23 protein-coding genes are annotated in these 20446 nt (G+C 37.2%); 11 read left to right on the top strand and 12 right to left on the bottom strand.

Going from position 1 to position 20446, the window contains the following annotated elements; all coding sequences use genetic code 11:
• Nucleotide 1 precedes the first annotated feature (1 nt).
• From WFN33_RS02880 to WFN33_RS02870, 3 genes are read right to left on the bottom strand one after another with little or no spacing between them, the layout of a single operon-like run.
• Nucleotides 2–601: a hypothetical protein gene (locus WFN33_RS02880; RefSeq protein ID WP_224965442.1), complete on the bottom strand. Its 600-nt coding sequence runs from the start codon at nt 599–601 to the stop codon at nt 2–4.
• A 45-nt stretch (nt 602–646) separates the two neighbouring features.
• Nucleotides 647–1330, bottom strand: a complete 684-nt coding sequence (locus WFN33_RS02875) for a hypothetical protein (RefSeq protein ID WP_336951345.1) — start codon at nt 1328–1330, stop codon at nt 647–649.
• 26 nt (nt 1331–1356) lie between these two features.
• Nucleotides 1357–2007, bottom strand: a complete 651-nt coding sequence (locus WFN33_RS02870) for an A1S_1983 family putative colistin resistance protein (protein WP_336951343.1) — start codon at nt 2005–2007, stop codon at nt 1357–1359.
• 100 nt (nt 2008–2107) lie between these two features.
• Here WFN33_RS02870 and ispF point away from each other — a divergent pair, with 100 nt between their 5' ends.
• Nucleotides 2108–2599: a 2-C-methyl-D-erythritol 2,4-cyclodiphosphate synthase gene (ispF, locus tag WFN33_RS02865; RefSeq protein WP_336951341.1), complete on the top strand. Its 492-nt coding sequence runs from the start codon at nt 2108–2110 to the stop codon at nt 2597–2599.
• Nucleotides 2600–2752: 153 nt separating this feature from the next.
• Here ispF and rpsT read toward each other — a convergent pair whose 3' ends face one another.
• Nucleotides 2753–3019 carry a 30S ribosomal protein S20 gene (gene rpsT / locus WFN33_RS02860; RefSeq protein WP_004720657.1) on the bottom strand — a complete coding sequence of 89 codons (267 nt, stop codon included), beginning with the start codon at nt 3017–3019 and terminating at the stop codon, nt 2753–2755.
• A gap of 213 nt (nt 3020–3232) precedes the next feature.
• On the opposite strand from rpsT, the gene WFN33_RS02855 reads away from it, so the two are divergent.
• The 9 genes from WFN33_RS02855 (at nt 3233) to WFN33_RS02815 (ending at nt 13296) form a co-directional block, all read left to right on the top strand.
• Complete coding sequence (locus tag WFN33_RS02855) at nt 3233–3898, top strand: nucleoside-diphosphate sugar epimerase (RefSeq protein ID WP_336951339.1); 666 nt, start codon at nt 3233–3235, stop codon at nt 3896–3898.
• Between the two features lie 12 nt (nt 3899–3910).
• The gene (gene rraA, locus WFN33_RS02850) at nt 3911–4423 is read left to right on the top strand and encodes a ribonuclease E activity regulator RraA (RefSeq protein WP_336951337.1); all 513 of its coding nucleotides are present in this window, start codon (nt 3911–3913) and stop codon (nt 4421–4423) included.
• A gap of 42 nt (nt 4424–4465) precedes the next feature.
• Nucleotides 4466–5251, top strand: a complete 786-nt coding sequence (locus tag WFN33_RS02845) for a glutathione S-transferase N-terminal domain-containing protein (RefSeq protein ID WP_336951336.1) — start codon at nt 4466–4468, stop codon at nt 5249–5251.
• Nucleotides 5252–5301: 50 nt separating this feature from the next.
• Nucleotides 5302–5784: a DUF6678 family protein gene (locus WFN33_RS02840; RefSeq protein WP_336951335.1), complete on the top strand. Its 483-nt coding sequence runs from the start codon at nt 5302–5304 to the stop codon at nt 5782–5784.
• Nucleotides 5785–5967: 183 nt separating this feature from the next.
• Complete coding sequence (locus WFN33_RS02835; protein ID WP_336951333.1) at nt 5968–6909, top strand: Dyp-type peroxidase; 942 nt, start codon at nt 5968–5970, stop codon at nt 6907–6909.
• A gap of 106 nt (nt 6910–7015) precedes the next feature.
• Nucleotides 7016–7372, top strand: coding sequence for a hypothetical protein (locus WFN33_RS02830; protein WP_336951332.1), 357 nt, complete (start codon nt 7016–7018; stop codon nt 7370–7372).
• Between the two features lie 296 nt (nt 7373–7668).
• The gene (gene mfd, locus WFN33_RS02825) at nt 7669–11130 is read left to right on the top strand and encodes a transcription-repair coupling factor (RefSeq protein WP_336951475.1); all 3462 of its coding nucleotides are present in this window, start codon (nt 7669–7671) and stop codon (nt 11128–11130) included.
• A gap of 229 nt (nt 11131–11359) precedes the next feature.
• Complete coding sequence (locus tag WFN33_RS02820) at nt 11360–11794, top strand: HIT domain-containing protein (protein WP_336951330.1); 435 nt, start codon at nt 11360–11362, stop codon at nt 11792–11794.
• Between the two features lie 53 nt (nt 11795–11847).
• On the top strand, nt 11848–13296 hold the full coding sequence (locus tag WFN33_RS02815; RefSeq protein WP_336951328.1) for an adenylate/guanylate cyclase domain-containing protein: 1449 nt from the start codon (nt 11848–11850) through the stop codon (nt 13294–13296).
• Nucleotides 13297–13397: 101 nt separating this feature from the next.
• Here the strand turns inward: WFN33_RS02815 and fdx are convergent, their stop codons facing one another.
• From fdx to WFN33_RS02775, 8 genes are all read right to left on the bottom strand, one after another.
• Nucleotides 13398–13736, bottom strand: a complete 339-nt coding sequence (gene fdx / locus WFN33_RS02810; RefSeq protein WP_336951326.1) for an ISC system 2Fe-2S type ferredoxin — start codon at nt 13734–13736, stop codon at nt 13398–13400.
• 15 nt (nt 13737–13751) lie between these two features.
• On the bottom strand, nt 13752–15611 hold the full coding sequence (hscA, locus tag WFN33_RS02805; RefSeq protein WP_336951324.1) for a Fe-S protein assembly chaperone HscA: 1860 nt from the start codon (nt 15609–15611) through the stop codon (nt 13752–13754).
• 65 nt (nt 15612–15676) lie between these two features.
• Nucleotides 15677–16192 carry a Fe-S protein assembly co-chaperone HscB gene (hscB, locus tag WFN33_RS02800; RefSeq protein ID WP_336951322.1) on the bottom strand — a complete coding sequence of 172 codons (516 nt, stop codon included), beginning with the start codon at nt 16190–16192 and terminating at the stop codon, nt 15677–15679.
• A gap of 100 nt (nt 16193–16292) precedes the next feature.
• Nucleotides 16293–16613 carry an iron-sulfur cluster assembly protein IscA gene (gene iscA / locus WFN33_RS02795; protein WP_004720632.1) on the bottom strand — a complete coding sequence of 107 codons (321 nt, stop codon included), beginning with the start codon at nt 16611–16613 and terminating at the stop codon, nt 16293–16295.
• A gap of 45 nt (nt 16614–16658) precedes the next feature.
• Nucleotides 16659–17045, bottom strand: coding sequence for a Fe-S cluster assembly scaffold IscU (gene iscU, locus WFN33_RS02790; RefSeq protein WP_004720629.1), 387 nt, complete (start codon nt 17043–17045; stop codon nt 16659–16661).
• 110 nt (nt 17046–17155) lie between these two features.
• Entirely contained in the window at nt 17156–18373 is a 1218-nt protein-coding gene (locus WFN33_RS02785) for an IscS subfamily cysteine desulfurase (protein ID WP_336951319.1), read from the bottom strand.
• Nucleotide 18374: 1 nt separating this feature from the next.
• The gene (locus tag WFN33_RS02780; protein ID WP_336951317.1) at nt 18375–18848 is read right to left on the bottom strand and encodes an Rrf2 family transcriptional regulator; all 474 of its coding nucleotides are present in this window, start codon (nt 18846–18848) and stop codon (nt 18375–18377) included.
• A gap of 150 nt (nt 18849–18998) precedes the next feature.
• Nucleotides 18999–19652: a hypothetical protein gene (locus WFN33_RS02775; RefSeq protein WP_336951315.1), complete on the bottom strand. Its 654-nt coding sequence runs from the start codon at nt 19650–19652 to the stop codon at nt 18999–19001.
• A 267-nt stretch (nt 19653–19919) separates the two neighbouring features.
• On the opposite strand from WFN33_RS02775, the gene WFN33_RS02770 reads away from it, so the two are divergent.
• Nucleotides 19920–20405, top strand: coding sequence for a phasin family protein (locus WFN33_RS02770; RefSeq protein WP_419327510.1), 486 nt, complete (start codon nt 19920–19922; stop codon nt 20403–20405).
• The last annotated feature ends 41 nt before the right edge of the window (nt 20406–20446 follow it).

The following is a 20446-nucleotide window of genomic DNA, read 5'->3' as shown; positions in this document are numbered from 1 at the left end:
GCTAGCATTGCCATAGAAATTTAGCAGTTTTACCCTGAGGGCAATCAAATAGGTAGGCGGAACCTCCTCCACCAAAATTCATCTCAGTTCTATGATCAGGTCCGGTCTCTAGTTGAGCAACAAAGCGCATAGGCTTTTGGCAGCAATCACATTCAGGTGTTTCATCATTTTGCAGCCACTCAGCTGAGCCAGAAAGCTGACCTAAAATTTCTCTCTTGGGTCCTTGCCAAAGTTCACGTGATTGTGAATATTCTTCTTGCGAATCTTGGAAAATCTTGGCGCCATATTCCGTTTCACGTAAGGTATTTTCAGGTTCTAACGGTTGGAATTTTTCAAGAGCATGAATCTCTGTAATGACAATCACTTTATTACCACCACCATCTGCATCCCAGTCATCACACATCCCCGGATCTTGGCTACACATAAAGATCAATTCTAAACCGAGATCAGTTTTTACTTTGCCAAGGTATTGCATTGCACCATCACAATTTGTGCAGCAAGGCCATTCAACCTGTAAGCCAATCGTTTTAACAGGAAGACCACCAAAAGAGGTTTGATCAAGGTGTTGTGAGACTTGGTCTAAAATTAAAAGTTGAGTCATTGTTATTCCCTATTTTATTTATATTTTAATTAAGCTAGTTAGATCTTAACTGTGTACAACATATCCAAAGATTCCAACCAAATTGCTATTCTGGGTTAAGCCCAATGCAAGTCGAGGCAAGACACAACCTGTAATGATTGTTCCTTTCGGGTAATCATCAGAATCGATTTGTTCTAAAAGTGCTGAGTCTCCAATCCGAACAAATGCACAGTCGATAAAATCGTGTTGTGCTGCAAACCAATTTATCATCTTGTGCCAAGGCTGAAAATATTCTGCTGGAGATTCTTCACCATCTTGTTCAACTTCTTTCCACCACTGTGTATTTGTTGTAAGCGGTTCAGTCGTAATGTTCGCCAAAGGAAAAATAGTATTGGCAAAGTATTGTTGAATCAGCTGAGGCGTAATTTTTTGGCTAGCTGAGTTTTGTGAATGCATGATATAAAAATCTTGAAAATAATCACCCGAGTTTGAACCCATACCAACTTCAACATTTGTCATGATAATGGCGATTTCAGCGCTTAGTTTTTGACAAAGTTTTAATTCATCGGGATCAATTTCATGCTGCAATGGGATATTGTGCTTTGAGATAGAACCATCATTATAAACGCTAGTAAAGCGCGAAATAATATTGTTAGGCCATTCATCTGTATCAGCACCCACATCATAATTCTGCATACATTCAGATAATATTTTTAATCTTTCTTCACTTAACGCTAGTTTTGTACTCATGGTTTTGCCAAATTTAATTATAAATCTTAATCATATAAACGGTAAATTCCAGTAAAGCGCTCACAGCCTTTTTGTGTTGTTGTCACAGACAAAATTGCTTTTTGGAAATTAAGCACATATTTACAGTCATGTTCATTGTCCAAAATTTGATTCTTTTTTTCAGGCGTGGTGTAAGCCAACAATGAGAAGATTTGACTATCTTTACGGTTATTGGGATTTCGATAGGCGATGCCTTCAACTTTAATCCGATCTTTAGTCAGTTGATGGATTTGTAAATGGGCGGGTTGCTTCGAAATTTTACCATGTTCATATTTGATGAAATGTTGGGTTAAACTTTGATTCATTGAGGTGTAAAAATTTAAGTCTTCTAGGCGAATATCGAACTGTTGTTTAAAACAATCGTTGCTTTTACATTGGCTTAAACGGTTGAGCCACAAACGATGCGTATCATTGATTAAGCGTATTGGTGCGTCTGTGACCAGATATGCAGTGAGATAGCTCTCATTCAATTGAGCCCGTAGTTCACTATACTGTGAACCACATAACTTTTTTAAAAGTGATGAATCTTGATGCTTACAGTCAAGAGGCAGGGCATAAACAGCTGATGTACTGATACAGCTCAAAATGAGACCAGACAAGAGTGTTTTAATTTGATTAAATTCTGTATTCAACAGCATGATCGCTTATACTTTCACAATGTTTGCATACGTACTATAGCGAAAGAGAAAGTACGAATACAAGATTTTTAAATTTTAAAAACTGCAAAAGGAGCTAAGAATGATCATACCGATTCGTATTGGGCAGGGAATGGATGTACATGCTTTTGAAGAAGGTGATTTTGTAACTTTGGCAGGCGTTCAAATTCCACATACGCATGGTTTAAAAGCACATTCTGATGGTGATGTTGTGTTACACGCATTATGTGATGCTTTATTGGGTGCATTGGCTTTAGGGGATATTGGACAGCATTTCCCAGACACAGATGCTGAATTTAAAGGTGCGGATAGCCGTAAACTTTTAAAACATGTTTATCAATTAATTTTAGACCATGGTTATAAATTAAATAATGCCGATATTACTGTGGCATGTGAACGGCCTAAATTAGCCAAACACAATTTGGAAATGCGTCAAAGTATTGCAGATGTGTTAGATGTTGATGTGACTCAAATTAGCGTTAAAGCAACAACCACAGAGAAATTGGGTTTTACTGGTCGTCAGGAAGGTATTTTATCCACTGCAACAGTCTTAATTTCACATTTAGCAAAGTAATTATTTTTACAGTTTAGAACTCTTACTTATCTATCTGCTGAGAAATAATGATGAAGTGGTAGATAAGTTTTGATGTTTTCTAATTTTAAAGCGTTATAGTCAAATTTTACATACAAAAAAAGCCCTTTAAAGGGCTCTTTTTACATGCAAAAATTAGTTAGCTAACGCTTTAACTTGTGCATTCAAGCGGCTCTTGTGACGAGCAGCTTTGTTTTTATGGATGATACCTTTATCCGCCATACGGTCAATAACTGGAACTGCAGCTTTATAAGCTTCAGTTGCGGCAGCATATTCACCAGTAGCGATAGCAGCGATTGTGCGTTTGATATAAGTACGTACCATTGAACGCAAGCTTGCGTTGTGTTTACGTGCTTTAACGTTTTGACGAGCACGTTTTTTTGCTTGAGCAGAGTTTGCCACTCGTGCACTCCTTGAATTAGATGGGTCTGGGCGGGCTGAAACCACATCTGAAAACCACATCAGAGGATTATCACCAGCCCGTAAACAAGTGCCATATTGTGATTAAAGAGGCCAGTAAAGTCAAGTGTTGACATGCTTTGACAACATTTTTGTTGAAGAAAAATTTGAAATAAAACGTTAGATTAGTAATAAATCTAGGAGATTGTTTAAAAAATGACTAATTCGATAAAAAATGCGATTGTGATTGGAGCAACAGGTTTAGTGGGACAGCGTCTCATTGAGCAGCTCAATTTATTGGCTGATTGTGAAAAAATTACAGTTGTTGTGCGACGAGAAAATCCAGACTTTTCAAAATTTAAAAAAGTTGAACAATTTGTATTGGATGACTTACTTCTACTCAATGATCAAGATGTCAGCGGTTACACTCATGCATTCAGTTGTTTGGGAACGACCATTAAAAAGGCAGGTTCTAAAGAAGCTTTCTATAATATTGATTTTGAGATCAATGCACATTTTGCAGATTTATTTGAAATGACTGAAACTCATTTACTTTTAGTCAGTGCGATGGGGGCAAAAGCCAGCTCGCCAATTTTTTATAATCAAGTCAAAGGTGAACTTGAGGACTATATACAAAAGTTGAACTTATATCGTTTTTCTATTATTCGCCCATCATTACTCCTTGGTGATCGGAATGAAAAGCGATTCTTGGAAGATGTAGCGCAAAAGTTATATGGTAAATTTTCGCATTTGGTACCCAATTCTTTTAAATATAAGCCAGTGACAGCACAACAAGTGGCTCATACTATGATCGAGGTTGCTCAAACACAAACTCAAAAAATTGAAATTTATGATAATTTACGTATACAAAATAGCAAATAATGGAGTGATAACGTGACTAAAGTACCTTTTGTAACTTGTGATTTATTAGATGATCACCCAGACCAAGACATCCAAACCCTGATTCCATCTCTCGATGGCAAATTTTTTAAAAGTTATGGAGCTCGTAAAACCTTTGGTGGTCAAATCGTGACAGTCAAGTGTTTTGAAGATAACTCACGAGTGAAAGAGTTACTTGCTACAGATGGAACAGGCAAGGTTTTGGTTGTCGATGGTGGAGCATCCATGCGTTGTGCCTTGATGGGTGACATGATTGCTGAATCAGCGGTTAAGCATCACTGGAATGGTGTAGTGATTTATGGCTGTGTACGTGATGTAGATGCACTAGTTGAACTTGATCTAGGCGTTCATGCATTGGCTACAATTCCACAAAAAAGCAATCGTAAAGGCATAGGTGAGGTCGATATTCCTGTGTATTTTGGTAGTGTCACTTTCAATTCTGGTGAATATATCTATGTAGATAACAATGGAATTGTGGTTTCAAAAGAAAAATTAGTGGATTTATAAAAAGCTTTATTTAAGCGAAAACAATCATCTAGGGGGTATAAAATGGTACATCATCAAATTAAAGTTGTACAAGCTTTGGCTTCATCACTGACTGAGGGAGGCCGTGGTGTAACTGGAACACCATTTCCAAACCAGCCAGAAAAGGCCTTAAAGTTATATGAGTTTGAAGGTTCACCATTTTGCCGCCGTGTACGAGAAGTAATGACCTTGCTCAATTTGGATTATGAAGTCTATCCATGCCCTAAAGGTGGGACTAAATATCGTCAGGTTGTAAAAGAAAAAGGGGGGAAATTGCGTTTTCCGTATTTCGTTGATGAAAACACGGGAACAGCAATGTATGAATCAAAAAAGATTGTTGATTACTTATTTAAGCACTATGGTAAAACCGGCAAAACGCCAAAGAAATATTCTCATTATCCTAAATATCCAACGGTCGCCATGGTGGGAACTATTATTAATGGTGCGCGAGGGGTTTGGGTAAATAAAAAAATTGTTGATCGTATAAGCCCAGCGCAATTATTGGAGTTATGGGGGTTTGAAGCAAGTCCCTATACACGTGTTGTGCGTGCTGAGTTAACTGAATTAGAAATTCCATTTATCTTTCATAATGTGGCTAAAGAGTGTTGGCAAGATCTAGGACCAGCAGTTTTACGTTTAAAACCTGGTAAATATTTTGCTTTGGTGGGCGGAAAACGTGAAAAAATTATTCCTGTTATGGGGCGTGCAAAGCAAGATATTCAAGTGCCTTATTTAGAAGATCCAAATACAGGTGAAAAACTCTTTGAGTCAGCAGTAATCGTACGTTATTTACAGAAACAATATGGTTAACTCTATGTGTTAAAAGCATCTAAACAGGTGCTTTTAATTGAAGGATAAATATGGGTTTACAAGAAAATTATCTTGAATATCGAAATCATATAAATGCTTTAAAGACTGAACAAGCCTATTTAAAGTATATTTTGAAAATTCAACAGGTCGTGTATCAACGGCAGTTGGTATCTTGTATGAGTGATTCAAAATGGCTCAAACTTCTACATGCAATGAAAGACTTGGATTTTCCACCTGCATTTATTGTCAAATTGGTGATTGAAAATAAAGATCAACAAGCTGAAGATAAATTTTTGAAGAAAATTCCGTGGTATATAGGTGATTGGCATCCTTTCTATCACGATGCTATGCCTGTATTTATTGGAATTGAATATTTAATTGTAAAGCCTATGCTGAGCAAGTCGAGGGGGAGATTGATCAGTGATTTGATTTTAGATCAAACAGATCAACTTCGTACTTTGTTGCAGCATTTGAATATCGTGTTTGATCAGAAAGACTGTTATTTTAAAATTTATGCTTATCACCTAAAGTAGTTTTAAAAATACTTACAATCGATGTGCCTAAACAAAATAAGTCAAAACTTATTGCTTTAATTATTTTCCATAACATTTATATCGATATAAATATTGTGAATTAGTGGATTGTTAACGATAAAAACTTAAGCTTTAAAACAGCCTATGTTAGATTGTAACCAATAGAATATTTTGAGATATATTATGACTTCAACTCGAATTCAACCTGTTATGAATCGTCCAGGGGAAAATGCCTTATTTATTGTTTTAGGATTAAGGCTTGGGGCTGAAGTAATTGATACAGTAATTGATTTTGCGGCAAATTTTTCTGCATTGACGCGTAGTTTAACCAACCGTTATCCAGATGCACAATTTAGTGCGGTCATGGGATTTGGGGCAAATGCGTGGGAGCGTTTATTTCCTGATCAGGCTAAACCACAAGAATTAGAACAGTTTAAAGAAATTAAAGGGCCAAAATATACGGCTGTTTCAACGGAAGGTGATTTGTTTTTCCATATTCGCGCTGATCGCCAAGCGTTGTGTTTTGAAATGGCAGATATGATCAATACTGAATTAAAAGCTGTAAGTTACCCAGTAGATGAAGTGAATGGTTTTCGATATTTTGACGGTAGAGCGATTATTGGCTTTGTCGATGGGACCGAAAACCCAGAGCCTGAAATTGCGGCTGAATATGCACTAGTGGGTGATGAAGATCCAGACTTTAAAGGTGGCAGTTATGCATTTATTCAAAAATATATGCATGATATGGACAAGTGGCGCGCGCTAAGTGATGAAGAACAAGAAAAAGTCATCGGACGAAAAAAGTTTAATGATCTTGAGTTGAGTGATGATGTAAAACCTAAAACAGCACACAATGTAGTAAGTAAGGCACATGATGCGGATGGTAATGAAATTAAAATCATGCGTGCAAATATGCCGTTTTCAAATCCATCTAAAAATGAGTATGGTACTTTCTTTATTGGTTATGCACGCAAATTTAGTGTGACTCGACAAATGTTAGAGCACATGTTTCAAGGTGATGAAGAGGGTAATTTAGATCGTTTATTAGATTTTAGTACAGCAGTGACAGGAACTTTATTCTTTGTGCCTACTGTCGATTTCTTAGATGCTTTGGGTGACGAATAACGCTGATGGTTTATGTTTAGGTAAATGGTCGCTTTAAAGTGGCCTTTTACTGCGAACTTGAGTCATGTTTGTTATGGTGAATCATTGATTTAATTGGGTTTTAATGATGTTTGATAAAATTGCAACCTTATTTAAGGGTAGTAAAAACGGTCCTGAGCAAGTTTTTCTACAAGAAAATAATATTCAAATTGATGCTGAGCACGGTTTTATTGTAGATGGTATTGTTTTAAATCGTGAGTTATCTGAAAGGCTGGAATACTTTTCTAACCGAAAACTCAATAATTTTGATGATTTAAAGGCCTTGTTTTATAAAACAATTTTGATCAATGAAAAGATTGATTTAGAAATCGCAACAAACAACTATGTGCAAAGGCTTGGCAATACAGAAGAAAATTTAAAACAATTCAAAAAAATTATACAAAAACTCAATGATTATTATAAACAATTTAAACGAGAAAAATAAATCAACTTAAGGCATGGATAACATTTGATGGAATCAGAATATTTCATCAAAGAATCATATGTGATGTTGCTTAGATTTTTAATTGTTATTAAATGGTTATTCGCAACTCATTTGGCAAGAGCTTCCACAGGTTCGTGATCCTGCTAGTTTGTCTTATAGTAAGCGTGGATTATGTTCTGATGGGAAAAATACTGTAGTTGAGTCATTACTTAGACAAATAGAATAAATAAAATCACTCAACTGAATAAAGTCATCATGTTAAACTATTGCTCATGTCTTTTAGACCCTATGCGATTATGTTTAAACAAGAAATCTCTGACCTCAATTTAAAACAACTGAAAGCAGGCGAAAAACGCTGGATCGGCACAATGCTCGGTTCATCTGCTGCCTTATTGTTTAAGGAGATTGCAGAGAAATCGGATCAGCTCTTTGTTTTGGTTGCGAAAAATAATCAGCACTTAGGGCAGTTGGAAAGTGAATTAGAATTCTATGGGGTAAAACCAACAATATTTCCAGATTGGGAGATATTGCCATACGATCGTTTATCTCCACACCAAGATATTGTCTCTGAAAGACTGTCGATACTTTCCAATATGCCACAAAAAGGTATTTTATTGGTATCAGCAACCACTTTGGCACAACGTGTTGCCCCTACATCATGGGTATTGGGTGAGCATTTTGATATCCGTGTTGGTCAGAAATTTGCTTTAGAACAACAAAAATTAAAATTAGTTCAAGCGGGTTATCATTTGGTTGATACTGTTTATGACCATGGTGAGTTTGCGGTACGTGGTAGTATTATGGATATTTATGCCTCTGGGCAGAATGCACCCATTCGTATTGACTTATTTGATGATGAAATAGACAGTTTAAAATTTTTTGATCCTGAAACGCAAAGAACAACGACAAAGTTAGAACGTTTTACTGTACTTCCTGCAAAAGAATTTCCGTTGAAAGAAGCGCGTTCAACATTTCGTGATCGCTATGCCGAAAGTTTTCCAACAGCAAATCCTAAAAAAAATCCAATTTATCAAGATGTGTTAGAAGGTATTGCTTCTCCGGGATTAGATTTCTACTTCCCATTATTCTTCTCAAAGCAAGCCATGCAAACACAAAGTTGTTTGGTTTCGTACTTCCCAAGTAATTCTATTGTCATTACAGATAAGCACATTGATGAAGGATTGTTGAGTTTTTGGACAGATGTAATTCGTCGTTACGAAGACCGACGCCATAATGCTGATCAGCCGTTATTACCACCTGAAGAAATTTTTATACAACCGAATCAACTATTCGAATATTTAAATCAATTTTCAAGAATTATTGCCTCAACAGAAGCCATTGAATTAAAAGCAGGTTGTATCAATTTGTCGGTTGAATTACCGCCAAGATTGCCTGTAGACCCTAAACAAGAACAGCCATTTAAAGCCGTTAAACAGTACGTGGATGAGGCCAATCATCCAGTGTTGTTGGTGGCTGAAAGTGCTGGACGTCGTGAAACATTAAAAGATGCTTTACGTGCAAGTTTAGGTGAAATTCCAGTTGTCGAAAGTTTTGCTGTATTTCAACAATCTAATTTCTCTGTGGCGATCACCAATGCACCTTTGGATCGTGGGTTGGTCATCAGCAATGATCTATCGGTTATTTCTGAAAACCAACTATATGAACACCGTGTAGTACAGCGCCGTAGAAAACGTCAACAAGAGGTTTCAGAAGAGTTTCTTATTCGAAGTCTGACGGAACTTAATATTGGTGCGCCAGTGGTGCATATTGATCATGGTGTTGGGCGTTATGCAGGTTTAGTTACCTTAAATATTGATGAACAAGACTATGAGTTTCTGCAATTAAACTATGCAGATGATGCAAAAGTGTATGTTCCTGTGACCAATTTACACCTGATTAGCCGTTTTAGTGGAGGTGATCCTGATTTAGCGCCTTTACATAAATTGGGTACAGATGCATGGAATAAAGCAAAACGTAAAGCACTTGAACAGATTCATGATGTGGCAGCTGAATTGTTGCATATCCAAGCACGTCGTCAGTCTAAACCTGGGATTAGTTTCGAGTTGGATCAAAGTGCATATATGCAATTTTCCAGTGGTTTTGCTTATGAGGAAACACTGGATCAGGCCAATGCCATCGAAGCGACCTTATATGATATGCAACAAGCCAAACCAATGGATCGACTGGTTTGTGGTGATGTTGGCTTTGGTAAAACGGAAGTGGCGATGCGGGCGGCATTTGTTGCTGTTCAAAATAATAGGCAAGTGGCTGTCTTGGTACCTACCACCTTATTGGCGCAACAACATTTTGAATCATTTAAAGATCGCTTTGCCGATTGGCCAATTCGTATAGAGGTACTTTCTCGTTTTGGAACTAATAAAAGTCATACCAAAATCATTGATGACTTAATCGATGGTAAAGTCGATATTGTTATCGGTACGCATAAAATTCTTCAGGAAAATGTGCAGTTTAAAAACTTAGGTTTAATGATTGTTGATGAAGAACATCGTTTTGGGGTACGTGATAAAGAGCGTATTAAAGCCATGCGCGCAGATGTTGATATGTTAACGTTAACTGCAACACCAATTCCTCGTACATTGAATATGGCTTTTGGTGGGATGCGTGATCTCTCGATTATTGCTACACCACCAGCACGTCGTTTAGCCGTTAAAACTTTTGTCAATGAACAAACCAATGAAACCATGAAAGAGGCAATTCTAAGGGAATTGTTACGTGGTGGGCAGGTTTATATATTGCACAATGAAGTGGATACCATAGAGCGTGCTGCGGAAAATATTCGTCAACTTGTACCAGAGGCTCGTGTCGCTGTTGCACATGGTCAAATGCGTGAACGTGAACTTGAGCAAATCATGCAACAGTTCTATCACAAAGAATTTAACGTGCTGGTCTGTTCAACGATTATTGAAACGGGGATTGATGTTCCTAATGCCAATACGATTATTATTGAACGTGCAGACAAACTTGGCCTAGCTCAATTACATCAATTGCGTGGTCGTGTTGGACGTTCACATCATCAAGCCTATGCATATTTGATGGTGCCATCGATTAAAGGCCTTAAAGGTGATGCAGAAAAACGTTTAGATGCCATTCAGAGAGCTTCAAATCTTGGCGCTGGCTTTATGCTGGCTACGGAAGACTTGGAGATTCGTGGTGCTGGTGAGCTACTCGGTGAACAACAAAGTGGTTCAATGAATGCAATTGGTTATAGCTTATATATGGAAATGTTGGCCAAAGCGACCAAAGCAATTCAACAGGGTAAGACCCCTAATTTTGATACACCACTTTCACTCACTTCAGAAATTACACTACATATGCCTGCTTTGATCCCAGATGAATATTTGGGAGATGTACATCAGCGTCTTATGTTCTATAAACGTATTAGTAATACCGATACTCAAGATAAACTTGACAATATACGTATGGAGTTGATTGACCGGTTTGGTGTACCGCCATTGCCAGTAAAACAGCTGTTTAGTGTCCATCAAATTCGGATTAAGGCTGAGGCGTTGGAAATTACTAAAATTGATATAGGAGCTAATGGTGGAGTGATCGAATTTTCACCTGATACTCCGGTGCAAGCGATCAGTATTATTCAACTGATGCAAAAGCATCCAACTTGGTTTCGTATGGACGGTGGGCAACGCTTAAAAGTGATGGTGATGCTTGAAGAGAATGACAAAAGAATTCAGTTTATTCAGGATTTGTTAAACAATTTACTGACAGAATTAAAGCGTTAATTTATCTGGAATTTGAGCTTAAATAATGCTCAGTATGAGATTGAAAGTGCTTATGAATTTTTTCTGGTAAATCACTTGAAAAAATTCTGTGATTCTTTAAAGTGTAATTGTGATCAGGTTCAAAACAAACTGTGTTTATTTGTACCAAAACACAAGATAACCAATATTCACACGAAAACCGATGTGTTAGTATTAGCCATCCTTTTAATTTTGCGTCATTTATAAAGATATGTTTAGTTTGCATCCACAACTTGCTCAAGATACTTTTTTTGTAGGCGATTTTCCGCTTTCAACATGTCGTTTAATGAATGATATGCAATTTCCGTGGCTAATTCTTATTCCACGTGTTCCTGGTATCACTGAGTTATATGAACTAAGTCAAGCTGACCAAGAGCAGTTTTTACGAGAATCTAGCTGGTTATCTAGCCAGTTGTCTCGTGTTTTTCGTGCAGATAAAATGAATGTCGCAGCACTTGGAAATATGGTGCCACAATTACATTTTCATCATGTAGTTCGTTATCAGAATGATGTAGCTTGGCCTAAGCCTGTATTTGGTCTGCAAGCAGTTCCTTATAGCAATGAAGTGTTAGCACATATGCGTCAAACGTTAATGTTGGCGTTACGTGGCCAAGGTGATATGCCATTCGATTGGCGTATGGATTAAGTGTAAACAGCACAAGGAAGTGTTTAATAAAATGACATTCGAGGTAAAATATTTTGCCATTTGAACGTATGTTAGATAAAGAACCAAAGCAATTTGAAATATTCCAGCGATTTATGGGGTACTTAATCATTGCTTTGTTGGTTATGGTTTATTATTTCACTTCCCCAATTGCAAGTTATCAATTTTACGTGCCTTTTTTCATTGGCTTTATTTTTATTATCAGTCCTAAGTTATCACGCTGGCTGGAATATTCATATGGTTCTAAAATTCGAAAAAATGTCTATTTTTTAATTGATATCATTGTTGTTTCTACAGCATTAGCTGCTGTTCATTTAAGTCTGGTGGTGACTTTTGTATTGTTATTTGCCCTGATTTATACTGCGATTAATAATAAAATTTCTTTTATGATGGGCTCTCTGGCAATTTTAATTGCCTTTGTTGTGTTTTATACCAATATTATTTTTATCTTTGGTTTTTATGATTATTTTCAGCAAACTAGCCCTGAACTATCCGTTCTTTCTTTTATTAGTATCATCTTGTTTGTAAATATTGGAAATTATTATCAAAATCGTCGTATCAAAAGTGTAGAAACAAAGAAAAACACCTATTTTAATGAAATGAATCGCTATATTGAGTTGTCAAATCAACTCAGTCGTTATGCGCCATTACAGCTTTGGCAAGCGATTATGCGCGGCGATACTGAAGCAAAAATTGAATATAAACGTAAAAAAATTACAGTTTTCTTTTCTGATATTCAAGGATTTACTGAGCTATCAGAAACTTTGATTCCAGATGATTTGGCCTTTGTATTAAATGATTATTTAAGTCATATGACTGAAATTGCCAAGCAATATGGTGCAACCATTGATAAGTTTATGGGGGATGCAATCCTGATTTTCTTTGGCGATCCTGATTCACAAGGGGTAGAGCAGGATGCGAAAAACTGTATTGATATGGCAATTGCAATGCGTCAGCAGATGAAATTTCTTCGTGAACGTTGGGTGAAAATGGGCTATGCAGCTTTACATATTCGAATGGGGGTAAGTACAGGTTATTGTCACGTCGGAAACTATGGTGCTGTACATCGCATGGCCTATACCATTGTTGGTCGAGATGCTAATTTAGCAGCGCGTTTGCAATATGCTGCGGATATAGATGAAATTTTGGTTTCAGACGAAACCTATAAGCTGATTAAAAATGATTATCTTTGTGCACCAAAAACTCCGATTGAGCTGAAAGGGATTCAAGGTAAGGTGCGCACTTGGCAAGTGATGGAAAAATACTCTGCAACCAAGAATGAAAATCAGCAATGGTTTGATTATGAGTATAAAGGCTTCCACCTAGTGCTGAATTTAGAAGAAGTACAAAACTTTGAATATCCTGAGCTGGTTGAAGTATTAGAAAAAATGGTAGAACGGATTAAGGTTCAGCAAAAACTTACCAACTCTCAAGGCGTTGCAAAGCTTAATATTGAAGATGAAGTGAACTCAAATTATTTGTAAAATTATTAAATATTAAATGAAATGCCTAAGCCATTAAAAATTGCTTAGACATAAAAAACCACTCATAAAGAGTGGTTTTTTATGTCTATATGAAAAGCAACTTAGTGGTTTTCAGAAGCATGGTTAATCGTATACTTTGGAATTTCAACTTCCATATCTTCATCAGTAATTTTAACTTGGCAAGACAGACGCGAATCGGGTTCTAAGCCCCAAGCGCGATCGAGTAAATCGGCTTCAATATCATCCATTTCTTCAAGCTCATCAAAGCCTTTGCGTACGATTACATGGCAAGTGGTACATGCTTTAGACATGTCACAGGCATGTTCGATTTTAATACCATTATCAAGCAGGCTTTGGCATAGATTGGCATTTGGTTTAACTTCAAACTCAGCACCGTTTGGACAAATCGTTGCATGAGGTAGTACTTTAATACGTGGCATAGTCGTTACCTTAAATTAGTTTGAGTTAGACCAATCATCAAGTTTGGTGCCTTTGAGTGCATGATCAATGTGTTGATTCATACGTTCTGCTGCAAAGGCATCGCTATAAGTTTTTAACTGTTCAACAGCATGTTCAATTAATTTGATATCGTTCGTTTCAAGCTTAGTTTTTAAGGCTTCAGCCGCTTGAGTGAGCGCAGTCAGTTGTTCAGTGCTGAGAAGTTTAGAATCCATCTTTAACGCTTGTGTTAAAGCTTCAAGTTCTCGTTGAGCTTCAACTTTGGTTTCATTGAGATGGCGAAGATTTTTATCTTCTTCAGCAAATTTATAACCGTCTAAAAGTAAACGTTCAGTATCTGTCTCTGATAAACCATAAGAAGGTTTAATGTCGATTTGAGCATTGACCCCTGATGTGGTTTCTTTGGCCGAAACAGTAAGTAAACCATCAGCATCGACTTGAAAAGTAACTTCAATACGTGCCTGACCCGCAGTCATTGGTGGAATACCATGCAATACAAAACGGCCTAAGCTTCGGCAATGTTCAACTAAGTCACGTTCACCTTGCAAGACATGGATTAACATCGCAGTTTGACCATCTTGATATGTGGTGAATTCTTGACGACGTGCAACAGGAATTGCTGTATTACGTGAAATTAAACGTTCAATCAAACCACCCATGGTTTCTAAACCTAATGACAGCGGAGTAACATCTAAAAGTAATGAGCCATCTTTAGAGTTCCCAATGAGCTGATTTGCAGTGATGGCAGCGCCAATCGCTACAACTTCATCAGGATTAATAGTACAAAGTGGCTCTTGCTTAAATACTTCACGCACGACTTTCTGTACAGCATAAGAGCGGGTTGATCCACCAACAAGAACTACATTTTGAATATCATCGAGTTCAAGTTTTGCATCACGCATGACACGTTTACATACATTGATCGTTTTATCTAATGCCACTTGAATGATTTCTTCAAATGTTGTGCGATCTAAAGTGAGGTGATGTGTCAGAACTTTAATATCAACCGATGTTGCATCACTTAATGCTTCTTTGGCTTTGCGCGCAGAAACAATAAAGTGCGCATATTCTGCATCATCTAAAACTTCAATATTGAGTTGTTTTTTTGCCCACTTAACAATAAGACGATCTAAGTCATCGCCGCCCAGTGCTGTATGACCGCCTGTGGCTAAAACTTCAAACACACCTTGAGAAAAGCGTAAAATAGACACATCAAATGTACCGCCACCTAAATCATAAATGACATAGTTACGATCTGTTGTTAGGTTACTCTCTTGATCCAAGCCATATGCAACAGCCGCAGCTGTTGGTTCATTGAGTAGGCGTAATATATTTAAACCAGCAAGCTCAGCTGCATCTCTTGTAGCTTGACGTTGTGCTTCATCAAAGTAAGCTGGAACAGTAATAACAGCCCCATTTACAGGGTTGCTTAAGCTTTGTTCAGCGCGGTCTTTAAGTTGTTTTAAAATTTCTGCGGAGATTTCTACTGGTGTTTTACGCCCCTGAGCTGTTTCAAAAGCTGGCATTTCATTTTCAGCACCAACAAGTGTGTATGGATGTTGAAATTTAACATCCGCTTTGGAACGGCCCATAAAGCGCTTAACAGAAACAATGGTATTTTTAGGGTCAGCAGTGATGAATGGTTTTGCTGCATCGCCGTATTCGGTTGAATTTTTAGAATAATGTACAATAGAAGGAAGTAACACACGACCTTGCTCATCGTTCAGCACTTTGGCTTTGCCTGATAATACCGTAGCAACTAGAGAATGGGTTGTCCCTAAGTCGATACCAATCGCAATACGGTGTTCGTGTGGCGCACTTGATTGTCCTGGTTCAGCAATTTGCAAGAGTGCCATTTGTCACATCCTTAAAATAAATACTAAAAACAAATTCGGTTAAAACATATATTCAAAGCTAAAATTTAGAAATCATCATCTAAATTAAAATCTTCATCATCTAAAAGCTGATCTTCAGCTTTATCGATATCATTCATGACTTTTTGAAAAAAGCGTAACTTTCGCACAGTGTCACGCGCTTCAGCCCAATCTTCATCCTCAAAATCAATTTTGAATTCACGAACTAAGCCATCAATCCATTGTCGCACTTCTTTTTTTAAAGAATGCAACTGTTCGGTATTAGTTGCTTCATCAAGCTGCTCACGAATTTCTAAAGCAGACTGAAGGAACTCAAAATCACTAATCGATTGATCTAAGTGGTGATCTTGCTTTTTGAGTGAAAGTAGATAAGCAGCACGACTGTCTACATTGGACAAAGTTTTATATGCCTGATTAATTTCACTTGATTTAATCAAAGCTTTGTCTTTATTTTCAGCTTTATCAGGATGATATTGCTGTTGTAGTTTTAAGAAATTAGCTTTTAATATCGCTAAATCAATATCGAGTGCTTCTGGGAGATCGAACAACTCAAAATGACTCATGGGGGATACTCATCCACGATGTTTTACAGGAAAACGGTGTAATTAAATGTGATTAAAACAGTGCAAGACACTGTTTTAACATGAGAAAAAGCAGGGCGGATTATACAGTGAAAGATTCACCACAGCCACATTCACCTTTTTTATTTGGGTTGTTAAACTCGAAGCCTTCATTTAGACCATTTTTAACATAGTCCATTTCCATACCATCGAGATAAACCAAACTTTTTGGATCTACAAAAACTTTTACACCAAACTGTTCGAACATTTGATCATGCGTATCGATATTATCAACAAACTCAAGTACATAAGCTAAGCCAGAACAGCCTGAAGTTTTCACACCAAGACGAATACCTTCACCCTTACCGCGATTCTTTAAGTAATTGCTGATATGAGTTGCAGCATTTTCAGTTAGATTGATCATGAAAACTCCGTTAAAAAATCATCTGCTAAATTTGACGAACAGATACTAGGCTTTAGTTTTCTTGCTACGGTAATCTTCAACAGCAGCTTTAATTGCGTCTTCTGCAAGCACAGAACAGTGTACTTTTACAGGAGGAAGTGCAAGTTCAGTTGCGATATCGATGTTCTTAATCGCCTGTGCTTCGTCAAGCGTTTTACCTTTTAACCATTCAGTTACGAGTGAACTAGACGCAATTGCTGAGCCACAGCCATAAGTTTTAAAGCGAGCTTCTTCAATTACACCACTGTCATTCACTTGGATTTGTAAACGCATTACATCACCACATGCAGGTGCACCCACCATGCCTGTACCAACATTTTCTGCATTTTTATCCAAAACACCTACATTACGAGGATTTTCGTAATGATCTATTACTTTTTCGCTATAAGCCATGTTGCTTCTCCAAACCTCGGGGTCAGCGTTGATAATATGTATTTCTACAATCTAATTTGGTGGCATTTTACTGATTTTCAATAAAATGCCGCGTTTTGATTTCAAGGAACTTAATGTTCAGCCCATTCAACTGAACTTAAGTCGATCCCTTCTTTGTACATATCCCAAAGCGGAGAAAGCTCACGCAATTTCTCAACAGCAGCTTTAGTAATCTTAATTACATGATCAATGTCTTCTTCAGTCGTATAGTGACCAAAGCTAAAACGAATTGAACTATGTGCTAACTCGTCAGAAAGGCCGAGGGCACGAAGTACGTAAGAAGGTTCAAGTGTTGCGGATGTACATGCTGAACCAGAAGATACAGCAGCATCTTTTAACGCCATCATCAATGATTCACCTTCAACAAAGTTGAAACTAACATTTAAGTAGTTTGCAACATTGTATACAGGGTGGCCATTTAAGAAGACTTGTTCTAAATCCTGTAAACCGTTCCAAAGTTTGTCACGCAGTACACGTAAACGTGTTTGTTCAGCTTGTAAAGATTTTCCAGCAAGTTCAAATGCTTCACCCATACCGACGATTTGATGGGTTGCAAGTGTACCTGAGCGCATACCGCGTTCATGGCCACCACCATGAATTTGTGCTTTGATACGAACACGTGGGCTACGGCGTACAAATAAAGCACCAATACCTTTAGGTCCATAAACCTTATGACCTGAGAAGCTCATCAAATCAACTTTCATGGTAGAAAGGTCGATTTCAACTTTACCCGCAGCTTGTGCTGCATCTACATGGAAATAAGTTTTATTGGCACGTGTTAACTCACCAATTGCAGCAACATCTGTCACAGTACCAATTTCATTGTTCACCATCATCAATGAAACAAGTAGCGTATCTGGACGAAGTTCAGCTTGAACCATTTCTGGTGTAATTAAACCGGTTTTAGGTTCAGGTTCAAGATAAGTAATCTCAAAACCTTCTTCTTCTAATTCACGACAAGTATCTAAAATTGCTTTATGTTCAATTTTACTTGTGATGATGTGTTTGCGTTTAGAACCATAAAACTGAGCAACACCTTTAAGGGCAAGGTTATCAGATTCAGTAGCACCTGAAGTCCATACAATTTCGCGTGGATCAGCTTTTACTAAATTTGCGACTTGTTCACGTGCATATTCAACTTTTTCTTCAGCTTGCCATCCATAAGCATGTGAGCGAGAAGCAGGATTACCGAATGTACCATCAAAGGTTAAACACTCCATCATGCGTTCTGCTACTTGAGGATCAACAGGCGTAGTTGCTGCATAGTCAAGATAAATCGGACGTTTCATGTCAAATACCTGTAACCGATAAAAGGGCTGAATCAAGAGGTGCTGAATTTTGACGGACCGCAACGGTTTGTACATTGTCACGAGCGACTAAATCCGCAAGGGTGATTTTAGCTAAATAATCGGCAATATGGAGAGAGAGTTCTTGCCATAAATCGTGAGTTAAACACATTGCACCATTTTGGCAATTGCCTTTGTGGTCACAACGTGTCGCATCGACAGTTTCATTTACAGCTTCAATAATTTCTAAGACAGTAATTTCTTCAGCATGGCGCGCTAAGTGATAACCGCCATTTGCTCCACGAACACTTGAAACTAAGCCGTGACGCTTAAGCTTAGCGAACAATTGTTCAAGATAAGCGACAGATATCGTTTGGCGGTTTGCAATTTCTGCAAGCGTAATCGTTTGTTCAGGTGGCTGCAGTGCTAAGTCAAGTAGTGCAGTCACTGCATAGCGACCGCGAGTAGTTAGGCGCATGATTCGATACACATGTTTTAGACTAGATGTATGAATTTTATGAATCCTGACTAAAATAGTCAAGTATTTTTAATTTTAATTCTGACTAATTTAGTCAGAATTTATTACTTGAACAAAAAATGCGGCTAAATTTCAATTTTTGTTCAAGTTTTATGAAAATATTTGCCAAAGATTATACACGACTAATGCTATAAATAGAAAGCCCAATACGCCTAAAGCCGTATATAAACGTTGTTGGTTGAGCTGCAAGCGTTTAACACGATTTTGATATTGTTTTACTTCAACTTGAAGTGTATTGATCTTAGAACGTTGCTGATCAATCTTTTCAAGCAAAGGAGCAATGCGTTTTTTTGATGCTTTTGTCTGGCTATCATCATCTGGATTGGTTAGCCATTGCTTCCAGTCTGAAAGCAATTTAGGTGCAGTTAAGTGTACAACGAGATCACGAAACTGTTCCTTGAGGAGGTTATCGCCATCCAGGCGCATTTTTTTCATGCTACGACGATTAGCAAAGACAAATATTTGGATGAAATCGATAAGTGTACTACTCACAGAAAGGTCAATGGCTTTTTCTGGAGGCTGTAAATCAAAAAGAATACCACGATCTGTAAATTGAACATAAAAGTCAAAATAAGGAATATAGCTATTCATTTTAATTGTAATCTGCTGTTCGACGAATTTTTTTGCCTGTAAGCGAACAACACGATCATGCTTTAATACAAAAGAATAAATGGTTTCCAATATAATCATGACAATGTTTAGCAACAAACGAGAATGACCTTGCTTTTGTTGCGATTCATTCATAAAAAATTCCTATAGCAAAAACAGAGAGTCCGATCTCTAAAAAATAAAACAATCTCATCCATGACATGAAACACAATATTTCAACAATGATATAAAAATTATCTTAATAAGCATTGTCGAATTGCCAAGTGTTCCTTAACATTAAAAACAATTACTTTGCTTTGTAGAACAGTTTAGCAAAAGGTTCAATAGTTTTATTTGATAATATAGCAATATTTTCTACCTAATTTGGTCATATGGGTCATTACACGCTGGAGTTTGGGGTAAATGGAGCAAGATATGAAAAAGAGTAACAAGGAACAACCTGATCTTTACCAAGATCAAAATGAATTTAATGAATCTCAAATAAAGCCTAGAAATCATAAAAAGTCAGCATTAGATTTCAGAAAATATACAAAACAAATCTGGTTGGCTGGATTGGGAGCGTTCTCAAGAGCGGAAGAAGAGGGCAACAAACTATTCGATTCCTTAGTCAAAGTGGGGGAGGAGCTGGAGTCCAAGACAGTTGAAGTCACTGATCAAACAGTCAATAAAGTAACTGAAAAAACCAAAGAATCTGTTGCAGAAACCAAAGATAAGGTTGAAAAGCTTTTAGATCAGAGTGTAAATCATTCATTAAATAGAATCGGTTTGGTAACTGCGAAAGATCTTCAGCATTTGGAAAGTTTGATACTGGAACTCCACAATAAGGTTGATGCGCTAGCAGAAGATAACCAAAACTTACGTGAACAATTGCTAAAAAAAATGAAATAATTACCTTTAATCCAAAAAAATCGTAAATTTTAGTCGTAATT

The organism is Acinetobacter sp. AS167 (assembly GCF_037152175.1).
In the GTDB taxonomy this organism is placed as follows: Bacteria; Pseudomonadota; Gammaproteobacteria; order Pseudomonadales; family Moraxellaceae; genus Acinetobacter.
The sequence above is the reverse complement of the archived record's forward strand: the minus strand, read 5'-3'. Positions and strand labels throughout refer to the sequence as shown.